This window comes from Propionivibrio pelophilus DSM 12018 (assembly GCF_059569095.1).
Genome location: NZ_JCANUT010000042.1, coordinates 23,580 through 35,268 on the forward strand (window position 1 = coordinate 23,580; position 11,689 = coordinate 35,268).

General features: G+C 58.4%; 12 protein-coding genes. 11 read left to right on the forward strand and 1 reads right to left on the reverse strand.

The features are described 5' to 3' along the window. The first annotated feature begins 3 nt into the window (after positions 1 to 3). The 11 genes from BO74_RS15300 to BO74_RS15350 all read left to right on the forward strand — a co-directional run bounded on the left by BO74_RS15300 (position 4) and on the right by BO74_RS15350 (position 11,472). A complete protein-coding gene (locus tag BO74_RS15300; RefSeq protein ID WP_496443263.1) occupies positions 4 to 786 on the forward strand; it encodes a class I SAM-dependent methyltransferase in 783 nt (260 codons plus the stop codon). A 111-nt stretch (positions 787 to 897) separates the two neighbouring features. Then, positions 898 to 2,223, forward strand: coding sequence for a glycosyltransferase family 4 protein (locus BO74_RS15305; protein ID WP_496443265.1), 1,326 nt, complete (start codon positions 898 to 900; stop codon positions 2,221 to 2,223). Between the two features lie 22 nt (positions 2,224 to 2,245). Continuing rightward, positions 2,246 to 3,238: a glycosyltransferase family 2 protein gene (locus BO74_RS15310; protein WP_496443267.1), complete on the forward strand. Its 993-nt coding sequence runs from the start codon at positions 2,246 to 2,248 to the stop codon at positions 3,236 to 3,238. Further along, a complete protein-coding gene (locus BO74_RS15315; protein WP_496443269.1) occupies positions 3,235 to 4,206 on the forward strand; it encodes a glycosyltransferase family 2 protein in 972 nt (323 codons plus the stop codon). The genes BO74_RS15310 and BO74_RS15315 overlap by 4 nt, the downstream gene beginning before the upstream one ends. 50 nt (positions 4,207 to 4,256) lie before the next feature. Further along, entirely contained in the window at positions 4,257 to 5,564 is a 1,308-nt protein-coding gene (locus BO74_RS15320; protein WP_496443271.1) for a nucleotide sugar dehydrogenase, read from the forward strand. Positions 5,565 to 5,569: 5 nt separating this feature from the next. After that, positions 5,570 to 6,556 carry an acyltransferase family protein gene (locus BO74_RS15325; protein WP_496443273.1) on the forward strand — a complete coding sequence of 329 codons (987 nt, stop codon included), beginning with the start codon at positions 5,570 to 5,572 and terminating at the stop codon, positions 6,554 to 6,556. A gap of 2 nt (positions 6,557 to 6,558) precedes the next feature. Continuing rightward, positions 6,559 to 7,782, forward strand: a complete 1,224-nt coding sequence (locus BO74_RS15330; RefSeq protein ID WP_496443287.1) for a glycosyltransferase — start codon at positions 6,559 to 6,561, stop codon at positions 7,780 to 7,782. Then, positions 7,779 to 8,723 carry a glycosyltransferase family 2 protein gene (locus BO74_RS15335; RefSeq protein WP_496443275.1) on the forward strand — a complete coding sequence of 315 codons (945 nt, stop codon included), beginning with the start codon at positions 7,779 to 7,781 and terminating at the stop codon, positions 8,721 to 8,723. The genes BO74_RS15330 and BO74_RS15335 overlap by 4 nt, the downstream gene beginning before the upstream one ends. Then, entirely contained in the window at positions 8,713 to 9,849 is a 1,137-nt protein-coding gene (locus BO74_RS15340) for a WecB/TagA/CpsF family glycosyltransferase (protein ID WP_496443277.1), read from the forward strand. Before BO74_RS15335 ends, BO74_RS15340 begins: the two co-directional genes overlap by 11 nt. Before the next feature lie 14 nt (positions 9,850 to 9,863). Next, positions 9,864 to 10,850, forward strand: coding sequence for an acyltransferase family protein (locus BO74_RS15345; protein WP_496443279.1), 987 nt, complete (start codon positions 9,864 to 9,866; stop codon positions 10,848 to 10,850). A gap of 49 nt (positions 10,851 to 10,899) precedes the next feature. Continuing rightward, on the forward strand, positions 10,900 to 11,472 hold the full coding sequence (locus BO74_RS15350; RefSeq protein ID WP_496443281.1) for an acyltransferase family protein: 573 nt from the start codon (positions 10,900 to 10,902) through the stop codon (positions 11,470 to 11,472). Here the strand turns inward: BO74_RS15350 and BO74_RS15355 are convergent. Continuing rightward, positions 11,396 to 11,689 (reverse strand): transposase (locus BO74_RS15355; protein ID WP_496443283.1); only part of this gene is annotated, 294 nt, incomplete at its 5' end. The genes BO74_RS15350 and BO74_RS15355 overlap by 77 nt on opposite strands.

Consider the following 11,689-nt stretch of genomic DNA (forward strand, 5'->3'; position numbering starts at 1 on the left):
GAAATGATCATGAAGAAGGATGAACCGAAATATGGCCTAACGCTTTCCCGCGAGTCCATGGCGACGATGGAAGAAGAGGCGCGGCGGATCGCTGCCGCCATGGATGAACCCGAATGGGTGCAGCACTATTTCGCCAGCCATAAGGACAGACTCGCACTGGACTTCGAGTGGTGTCGGCGGAACATTCCTGATCAGGCCCGCATCCTTGAAATCGGCGCCTACCCATTTTTTGTTACGCGGGCATTGGTGTCTGAGGGATATGCCGTCCAGACAGTCGATCATCCTGCTCCACAGGTAACTGATCTGGCTCGGAGACTCTCGGTCGTATCTGCTGGTTGCGATATCGAGCGCGAGCGCCTGCCGTTTCCGGACAACAGCTTCGACGAGGTGCTGTTCAACGAGGTGTTCGAACATCTGCGCATCGACTTGCTATTCACTATGGGCGAACTGCGCCGGGTGCTGAAACCCGGCGGACGCTTGTGGTTATCGACACCCAATGTCCGGTCAGCGCGAGGGATAGTCAACTTCCTATTCAAGAAAGAGGTCTGGTCGCGCATGGGCGGCGGCGTCTTCGCCCAGTGGAATCACCTGCGTACCCAAGGGTGGATGGGCCATCTGCGCGAATACACCAGCAAGGAGGTCGCCGATTTTCTGTTGGCCACCGGGTTCTCGGTCGATCGCGTCGTCTATCGTGGCGGCTGGTCCAATCCGGCAGCGAACGCCCTGTCGTCAGTGCTGCCTGACCTGCGCCCGTATTTTTCCTGCATTGCCTCCAAGATCGCATGAGTACATCCATCTGGATCGTCATCGTCAGCTATCGAACCGCCGACCTTGCAGCCGATTGTTTGAACTCACTCATATCTCAGGTCTGCGATTTCGGTTGCAACTGGGTAGCAGTTGCCAAAAGAGTTTCGGCTGCCGATTCGATTATCGCTGCAGAAAAATGGTCGATCCAGAATCGGCTTTCGAATAAAGACTGTTAAAGAGAACAGGCAGAAGATCATGAACAATCCGGTCTTGCACAATCAAAGCATCCCGCCCAGTCAGGCGATCTCATTTTCCACGAAGCCCTCAAGGTTGCTCGCTGCGTGGCGGCGTAAACACGCCATCGGCATCGTGTCTCCCGCTTATGGCAGCGAGAAGGTGAGTTACGGATTGCGTCCCCATGGCTACTCCTTTCACAAGCTCTACCGAGTGCCGATCCAAAGGCTGGAAAAATCCGGCACCTTCTGGAAATGCACCCCAGTGCTGCTCGATCATCCCGTCGAACTGGTTCATACCTTCAACGAACTGCCAATGGGAGTTCGCCCTTTCATTGTTTCGTTCGAGAACGAGTTGCCCCGTTACCTCGGAAAAGTGCAGCCTTGGCAGGCCAATGTCGGTCATGGGCTGCTGGAATCGTACCGCTGTCGGAATATTCTGGCCCTGAGCGAAATTGCGGCACGAAGAGTGAGACATGATCTGACGGCAGCTGGCTTACGTGAGGCGGCAGGAAAGGTTTCCGTTTTTCGTGGCGCCGTCCTGTCAGCGCCGACTTTTGGAGAAGATGCCGCCGCAGTTGCAAAGGCTGTCTCCCCATTGAGGTTGTTGTTCGTCGGGCGCGATCCGTTCGGGAAAGGCTTGCTGCCACTACTTGACGCGTTGGATGACTGTCGCACGCAGGGTGCCGCTGTTCAGGCATCCATCGTCTGCAATTTCGAGACGCGAGACTACATCAGTAAGGGCCGCAATCCGGACATGGCAGCCTTGCAGGCTCGTATGCAGCAGAATCCCGGCATCACCCATCACCATCTCTTGCCGAATCGGGAAATCCATCGGCTAATGCACTCGCACGACATATTTCTATTCCCCACGCTTGACGAAAGCCTGGGCTGGGTAGCCGTCGAAGCGGCGATAGCCGGGATGCCAGTCATCGCCACTGATATTTATGCCATCCCCGAGTTGGTGGTGGACGGCGTAACCGGTTTTCTTGTTTCCTTGCACAAGAACGAAACCTCCAGATGGGCGGGATTGTGGATGGATGGCGCGGAGTTCGACCGGGAAACCGAAAGTACTTTCGCCGCGATTCGAGAGGGCCTGACGAGGCACATCCTGCGTTTTGTCGAGAATCCGTCCCTGGTTTTCACTATGGGGTCCGCTGCAAGGCGGCATATGGAGAACCTGTACGCGTTCGATACCGCCCGCAGTCGGCTTGGTCAGATGTATGCGGACGCACTGGGCTGATGGCAATCCTTGGAGACGCAGCGTGATAGAACGGCTCTGGATCGTCATCGTCAACTACCGCACCGCCGATCTTGTCGTCGATTGCCTGCGCTCGCTCGCGCCGCAGCGGGGCGATCTGGGCGACGGTCATGTAGTGATCGCCGATAACGCTTCCGGCGACGGTTCTGTCCAGAAGCTCGAAGCAGTTATTGCCGTCGAGGGCTGGACAGTATGGGCTTCGGTGCTGCCGCTGCCACGCAACGGCGGCTTCGCCTATGGCAACAATGCCGGCATCCATGCCGCGCTAGGGGCAGGCCAGCCTGCCGACTACGTGATGCTTCTCAATCCGGATACCGTCGTGCGTCCCGGCGCGATCCGAGCCTTGGTTGGGTTTATGGCGGCGCATCCCGAGGCGGGCATCGTCGGTAGCCTGATCGAGAATCCCTCTGGCAGCGTTGACCGCAGCGCGCATCGCATTCCCTCGCCCTTGGGCGAGTTGGAAAGCACGGCCCGTTTGCGCGTGCTCAGCCGTTTGCTGCAGCGTTACAGCGTTTCGCCGCTGCTGTGCAACGAGGCGCACGCCTGCGACTGGGTCTCGGGCGCCAGCTTGTTGATCCGCCGCCCGGTACTGGAACAAGTCGGCCTGCTGGATGAGGGCTATTTCCTCTATTTCGAGGAGGTCGATTTCTGTTGTCGCGTCCGCAATGCTGGTTGGCAAGTCTGGTATGCGCCGGAATCGCGGGTGCTGCATCTGGAAGGGGCCGCCACCGGCATTCGTGCCGCAGCGAAGCGCCGTCCAGCCTACTGGTACGACTCGCGCCGCCGTTTTTTCATCAAGCACCACGGGGTTCTCGGCTTGCTGGCAGCCGACCTGCTCTGGGCGGCGGGCCGGATGGCGTACCTCGCGCGGCTCGCGCTCGGGCTGGCGAAGCGGGGGAACGATCCCAAGTATTTCATGTTCGACCTGCTCTGGGGTGACTTGCGAGCCTTGTTGGGAGGGCAGGTCAGTTCGATCCGGCAGGCGGCCGGGCAATGAGAGTCGGCGTCGTCGTCATCGGCCGCAACGAAGGCGAGCGCCTGGGCCGCTGCCTCGCATCGATCGTCGGGCAGGCCGAGGCGGTGGTGTATGTGGATTCCGGTTCAACGGACAATTCGATTTCGATAGCGCTGGCTATGGGGGTCGAGATCGTCAATCTTGACATGTCCATTCCATTCACGGCGGCACGTGCTCGAAACAAAGGTGCCAATCGGTTGCTTTCCCTCTGTGAAGATATCGACTTTATCCAGTTCGTAGATGGTGATTGTGAGTTAGTGCCTGACTGGTTGCAAACAGGAAAAGAGTTTCTCGGTGCACACTCAGGCATTGCCATGGTTTGCGGGCACTTGCGGGAACGCCATCCGGATCGCAGTTGGTATAACCTGCTATGCAGCATGGAATGGGATGTACCGGCTGGTTCAGCGAAATCATGCGGTGGTATCGCCATGATGCGTGTTGACGCCTTCAAGTCGGTAGAGGGCTATCGAGAAAGCATGATTGCCGGAGAGGAGCCGGAACTTTGTGTGCGGCTACGCGCTAAAGCTTGGCTGGTCTGGCGACTCGATGCTGAGATGGCATTGCACGATGCCGCGATGTTGCGATTCGGTCAGTGGTGGAGGCGATCGGTACGCAGCGGCCATGCCTACGCTGAAGGTGCCTATCTGCATGGAAGCGCACCGGAACGGCATGGCGTACGCGAGTCTCGGCGTATCTGGGCTTGGGCCTTGGGTGTTCCGCTGGCGAGTATGGCCGGGACTGCGGTATTGGGGTGGGGTGGTCTATGCCTGCTAATTGCTTACCCACTTCAGATAATGCGATTGGCTTTGAAAGGCAAACGCACGGTAAAGCAAAACTGGATTTACGCGCTATTTATTGTCCTCGGTAAGTTTCCTGAGTTGCAGGGCCAATTCACATTCTGGTGGCGTAAATATGGTTTTCGAAAGATGGAACTAATTGAATACAAATAGCAAATCGTTCGTCGTCTTTAGCAAATATTAATCAGATTGACGAGAGCATCATGGCAACCAAATCCACGTTGAACAAAACCATCGTCGCCGTCGTGGGTCTCGGCTATGTCGGACTGCCGCTGGCGGTCGAGTTCGGCAAAAAATTCAAGACCATCGGCTTCGACCTGTCCTCAGCCAAGGTCGAAAGCTACAAGAAGTGCTTCGATCCCACCGGCGAGGTCAGCACCGAGGCCCTTAAAGCCGCGACCAAGCTCTCGATGAGCACCGATCCCTCCACCATTGCCGTCGCCGACCTGATCATCATCGCCGTGCCGACGCCGGTCGATGAAGGACATATTCCCGACTTCTCGCCGCTGGTCGGTTCCTCGACCACCGTCGGCAAGTACATGAAGAAGGGCGCGGTCGTCGTCTATGAGTCGACGGTTTATCCCGGCGCCACGGAAGATGTCTGCATCCCGCTGCTGGAGCAGCATTCCGGGATGAAATGGAAGAAGGATTTCCACGTCGGCTACTCGCCCGAGCGTGTCAATCCCGGCGACAAGGAACGTACCATCACCAAGATCGTCAAGGTCGTTTCCGGCGACGATGACAAGACCGCGAAGTTCGTGCACGACATGTATGCCTCGGTGATCACCGCCGGCGTGCATAGCGCCAGCAGCATCAAGGTCGCCGAGGCCGCCAAAGTCATCGAGAACACCCAGCGCGACCTGAACATCGCCTTGATGAACGAGCTCGCGATCATCTTCGACCGCATGGGCATCGATACGCTCGAAGTGCTGCAGGCCGCTGGCACCAAATGGAACTTCCTGCCCTTCCGGCCTGGCCTGGTTGGCGGCCACTGCATCGGCGTCGATCCCTACTACCTGACGCACAAGGCCGAGATGCTCGGCTACCACCCGCAGGTGATCCTCGCCGGCCGTCGCATCAACGATGGCATGGCCGCCTGGGTCGCGCAGCAGACCGTCAAGAACATGATCAATAACGGCTGCCCGGTGAAGGGCTCCAAGGTGATCGTGCTGGGCCTCACCTTCAAGGAAAACAGTCCCGACCTGCGCAATTCGAAGGTCGCCGACCTGGTCAAGGAACTGCAATCCTTCGGCTGCGAAGTCGCGGTGCATGATCCGCTGGGCGAACCGGCCGAGGCGATGCACGAATACGGCATCCAGCTGGTGAAGTGGAATGCCTTGCCGGGCGATGTCGATGCCATCGTCGCCGCGGTGTCTCACAAGGAGTACCTCGCCATGTCGCTGAAGAAGTTGGCCGGCAAGCTCAAGCCCGGCGGCGTCTTCGTCGACGTGAAGTCGGCCTATGATCCGAAAGCCGTCACCAAGGCTGGTTTCAAGCTCTGGCGGGTATGAGTTCAATGCCACAACAAGAGCACCGTTTAGCGGTGCTGGATGGCTGGCGTGCCTTGAGCATCCTGTTCGTACTGGCTACACATCTGCTCCCTTTAGGCCCCAAGGCATGGCAACTTAATTCGACTGCCGGCCCACTGGGCATGTCATTGTTTTTTACATTGTCCGGTTTTTTGATCACGCAGTTTCTGCTGAAACATCAAAGCGTGTCAGATTTTCTGATTAGAAGATTCTTCCGGATTATTCCCCTCGCGTGGTTATACATCGGTATTTCACTTGTTATATCGGAATCAGGTTCGGCGTCGTGGTTGGCGCACCTGTTCTTTTATGCAAACTGGCCGCCGATGGCTTTGGGCATTACAACCAGTCATTTCTGGAGCCTCTGCGTCGAGGTCCAGTTCTACATCGCGATAGCGCTTTTGGTCGCGCTGTTGGGGCGCAGAGGGCTATTGCTCATTCCGTTCATTTGTATCGCATTCACAATGTATCGTGTTTCAAATGAAGTCTATATCGCCATCAACACCTACTTCAGGGTGGATGAGATTCTTGCAGGCAGCATTCTTGCGCTGATCTATTCAGGCAAATACGGCAACCTACCAAGCCATGTCCTCAAAAACATCAATCAGATGTTCGTAATGGTACTGCTGGTCATTTCATGTCACCCTGATAGTGGCTTCATGAATTATCTGAGGCCGTATCTGGCTGCACTGTTGGTCGGCACGACCTTGTACAGGAGCAACCCGCTGACAAGATTTCTTCACGCCAAAGTCTTCGTCTACATTGCGGCAACGTCGTATGCCTTATACATAATACATCCATTGCTCGCTCACAGTTGGCTGGGATCGGGAGGGGTGGTGGAGAAATATGCCAAGCGCCCACTGTTGTTTCTGATCTTGTTCGCGTCGGCACATGTCTCCACGTTCTATTACGAGCATAAGTGGATATCTTTGGGTAAGCGACTATCGCTACGACTTCAAGCCAAAGCCACTGGTTGATTATGGCTGTAAATTCATCCAAGGTAGCTTATCTGGCTCCAGAGCTACCGGCGCTTTCGGCCACTTTCGTTTACGAAGAGATGCTCGGGTTGGAGAGGCGCGGGCTGGCGGTGGTTCCATTTTCGGTCCATCGTCCCTTGCAGGCTGCAGCTGGACATCAGGCGCTGGCCGATCGTACTGTCTATCTTTACGATGGTCCGAAACTTCTGCTGGCACTGGCCGGCTTGCGTCGGTTGTTCCGCCTGCCGGGGTGGCGCAGGGGGCTTGGCTGGCTGCTGCAGGACATGCGCGAATGCGGTCTGGTCCGCGCGGGTGCCTGGAAGCTGGTTTTCCAGTTTCTGTCGGGTGCGCGGCTGGCCAATCATCTGGTCGGGCAGGGCTGCGTCCACCTGCACATCCACTTCGCCCATGTGCCGACGCAGATCGGCATGTATGCCGCGGCGATGGCCGGCATCCCCTTTACCGTGATGGCGCACGCCAATGATATTTTCGAGCGCGGCCTGCTATTGGCGCGCAAGGCCGATCGGGCCCGGAAATTCCTGACGATTTCGGAATACAACCGTGCTTACCTGGAGCGTAGCGGGGTCAAGCCGGAGCACTTGGCGGTCGTGCGCTGCGGTGTCAGTTTTCCGGTTCGAAAAGCAGTGCCGTCTCGCGAGAGCCGACTTTCGTGGCGCATCGGCACACTCGGCCGCCTGGTCGAGAAAAAAGGCATCGATGTCGTGATCCGCGCAATTCATTTGCTGCGCTTGAAGGGCCATGACATCGAACTGACGGTCGCGGGCGATGGCCCCTTGCGGGAGAAACTTGAGGCGCTAGCCCTGTCGCTGGGCCTGGGCGATTCTGTGGGCTTCGCAGGTAATCTGCCCCATTCTGAAGTACGCGGCTGGATGCATGGCCTTGATCTGTTCGTACTGGCCTGCAAGACAGATGCCAATGGCGATATGGATGGCATCCCGGTCGTGTTGATGGAGGCGATGTCACAGCAGGTGCCGGTGATATCGACGCGCCTGTCGGGAATCCCCGAACTGGTTATCGATAACAAAACCGGTCTGCTGGCATTGCCGGGCGATGAGATCGACCTTGCCAGCCGAATCGCCCATTTGTTTGCAACGCCTGGTCTCGCCCAGTCCTTGGCGTCGGCGGGAAGCGCGCACGTTCGCAGTGAATTTGGGCAGGATGTCAATTTGGATCGGCTGCTCGGGCATATGGGACTTGCTTCATGAAAAATAAAAACAAGCGAGCGGGTGTGCTTGCCGCGCCCCGCCGTTATGTGTTGATATCGCCTTGCCGCAACGAGGCCGACTACATGCGGCAGACCTTGGACAGCGTGGTCGCACAGTCGATTCGCCCGTCGCTGTGGGTCATCGTGGACGATGGTTCGACGGACGATACCCCGGTTATTCTTCAGGAATACTGCCAGCGCCATGACTGGATCCGCGTAGTGACGCGCTCCGACCGGGGGCACCGTGCTGTCGGGCCGGGCGTGATCGATGCCTTCTATGCCGGCTATGCGACGATCGAACCAGCGGACTTCGATTATCTGTGCAAGCTCGACTTGGATCTGCGTTTGCCGCCGCGCTATTTCGAAGCCTTGATTCAGCGCATGGAAGCCGATCCCATGATCGCCACCTGTAGCGGCAAAGCCTATATCGAAGCAGGCAGTCAGCTGGTATCGGAGCGGCATGGGGACGAAACTTCGATAGGCGCTTCCAAATTTTATCGAACGAGCTGTTTTCGAGCACTCGGCGGTTTCGTTCGTGAGGTGATGTGGGATGGCATCGATTGCCACCGGTGTCGCATGATGGGCTGGAAGGCCTTGAGTTGGGATGATCCCGAATTGCGTTTCGTTCATCTCCGGCCGATGGGGTCAAGCCAGGTGGGCATCTACACTGGCCGGATGCGCCATGGCTACGGGCAGTATTTCATGGGCACCGGGTTGTTGTGGATGATCGCCACGGCGATCTACAGAATTCCGGAAAAGCCTTATGTCCTTGGTGGCCTTTATATACTCTGGGGCTGGATAAAAAGCGCGCTGCAGCGCAAACCGCGCTATGCCGACCCGGCGTTTCGATCATTTCTTCGGCGCTACCAATGGCGCGCGCTGCTGCTAGGCAAAAAGCGCGCGATAGAAGCTATTCACCGGGAGCGAAGTATTGCCGGTTGATCTTGCTCGTGCGGCTTACTGCCTGCTCGGCCTGCCGTTCCACGGGGTTGACCTTGATGCGGCCATGGCGCGAATCCGGCAGGCCATCGCCACGCGCCAGACGCTGATCCTCACGACGCCCAACGTCAATTTTGCCGTTGCCTGTGCGCGCGATGCGCGTTTTCGCGATGCGGTGCTCGATAGCCATCTGCTGGTGGCCGACGGCATGCCGCTGGTCTGGATTGCCCGTCTGCTCGGGGTGCCCATTCATGAGCGGGTGGCGGGTTCCGAGTTGTTCCAGCGCCTGCGTGAATCAGCGCCGGGCGCGGCGGGGCCGGTCAGGGTATTTTTCTTCGGGGGGCCGCCGGGGGCCGCCGAAACCGCATGCCGGGTGCTCAATGCCGCAGCGCGCGGCATGATCGGTGTTGGCTGGCATTCGCCGGGCTATGGTTCGATTCAAGACATGAGCGCGCCAGAAGTGATCGACGGCATCAACGCCAGCCGTGCCGATTTCCTGGTCGTCGCGCTGGGGGCCGCCAAGGGGCAGGCGTGGATACAGCACAACCGGGCCAGGCTGGCCGTGCCAGTCATCAGCCATCTTGGCGCGGTGGTCAATTTCGTCGCCGGCACCGTCAGCCGCGCCCCGCGCTGGATGCAGCGGGCAGGGCTGGAATGGCTGTGGCGCATCAAGGAAGAGCCGGGACTCTGGAAGCGCTATCGGGCCGACGGTGGCGCGTTGTTCAAGCTGCTGCTCACCGGCGTGCTGCCCCTGGCCTGGCAGCGGTGGCGCCGGTCGCCGTTCAAGCTTCGGTATGGCCGCTGGGATCGTGCCGTCGAGCATGGCACCATTGTGCTGCGCCTGCAGGGGACCTGGCTGGACGAGAATCTGGAACCGCTGCGCCTCGCGCTCTCGACGCTTGCCGGACAGCCCGCTCCCCTGCGGGTCGATTTGTCCGGCGTGTTCGATGTCGATAGCGCCTTTGTCGGCTCGCTCCTGCTCTTGCACGGCTTTCGCACCAGCAGGGGCTTGCCGCTGGCCGTGAGCGGCGCGCAGGGCGATGTCTATCGGGTGCTTCGCTGGTGCGGGGCAGATTTCATCCTGCAGGGTGCCGCGGCGGAAAAGTCGGCGCTGGCGGGACGGCACTAGTAGGATATCGTTCCATGCCGTCGCGCAGTCTGTGGGTCGATTACGCCAAGGCAATCGGCATCATCCTCGTGGTCTATGGCCATGTGGCGCGCGGTGTGCATTCCGCTGGCCTGTCGATCGACGAAGGCATCTACCGTATGGTCGACGCGGTAATCTATTCCTTCCACATGCCCTTGTTCTTTTTCTTGTCGGGCGTGTTTTTCCTGTCATCCCTGCAAAAGCACGGCGTGCCAGGCACGCTGGCCGCGAAGCTGCGGACAGTGGCCTGGCCCTATCTGGTCTGGTCGGTAGTGCAGGGCCTGGTCGAGATTCAGCTCTCCCGCCTTACCAACGGTTCGGTCGTGCCGGCTGACGTTGCCGCCTTGCTTTGGCAGCCGCGCGCCCAGTTCTGGTTCCTCTATGCGCTGTTCTTCATATCGGTCATCGCGCTGCTTGTTTACCGCTGGCTGCCGGTACGCTGGCAACCCGCGGTGCCCGTGCTGGCTTGCCTGGCCTATCTGTACGCCGATTCCTTGCCCGGCGGAATTCCCCTCGTCTTCGTCATTCAATTCGCACCGTACTTTGCCTGTGGAGTGGTATTCGGCCGCATGGCGAATGGGGCAGTGTCGTTGCGTCCTGGCTGGGTGGCTGCCGCGACGGTCATATTTGCCATCATGGCGCAATCGATCTGCCATGGATCCTTCGGCTTTGTGCCGGAAGCGCGCTGGCCGCATCTTGCGCTGGCCATGGCGACCATCGTGGCGGTCGTCGCCTCCTGCCTGTGGCTGGCGCGCTGGCGCTTGCATTGGCTGGCCGCGCTTGGCCGTGCGTCCCTGGCCATCTATGTCATGCACATCCTCGCCGGCAGCGGCGCGCGCATTGTGATGCAGAAGATGCTGGGCATCGACGCGGTTGCCGTTCATCTGGTGGTGGGCACCGTGGCGGGCATCGTCCTGCCGCTGCTCGCTCTCGGATTGATCGAGCGGCTGGGCCTCAGGGGCTGGCTGGGGCTGGGGCGATAGCCGGCATTCCGTTCATCCCGCATCTCTAGTCTGTTCCGCCAGAATACTCATGCAGAAAACCGATAAATCATTGGCTTATCGACCGGATATCGACGGCTTGCGGGCTGTCGCCGTATTACTCGTGGTCATTTTCCATTTTGATCTGATCCCGGGCGGAAAATCGGGCTTCATCGGTGTAGACGTGTTCTATGTGATATCGGGTTACCTGATCACGGGAATTATTGCCAGGCAACTCGATGCAGGTACTTTCAGCTTCTCGACTTTCTATCTGCAGCGCATTCGCCGGCTGGCGCCGGCACTGTTTGCCGTTCTCGCACTGGTAATGTTGGCTGGCTCTCTGCTGTTGTTCCCGGAAGCGCTGGTGGAGCTTGCCAAGCAGGTCTTGGCATCGCAGCTTTATGTGGCAAACATCTACTACTGGCGCTCCATTAATTATTTTGGTCTGCATGCGGATGGTGTTTACCTGCTGCATACCTGGTCACTTGCGGTTGAAGAGCAGTTCTACCTGATCTTTCCATTATTAACCCGGCCCTTAAATAGCTTCGCTAAGCCGCGTATGCGGCATGAGGGTGCTGGAAATAGGAACGGATACGTTCGGGCCATTGTGCGATGCGATTCATGATGCGCATGGCTTTTTGCAGAAGATCCTTTTCCGAGCGGGTGGCCGGTTCGAGACGCAGGGACGTTTTGAAGTCGTGATTCAGATATTCGTCGGGATTGGATTCCGGGGCGTAGGGCGGCAAGTAGAAGAGTTCGATCTTGTCCAAGCGAGGCTCGATCCATTGCTGGACGAGCTTGGCGTGATGCACACGCAGGTTATCGACGATCAGGAAGATCTT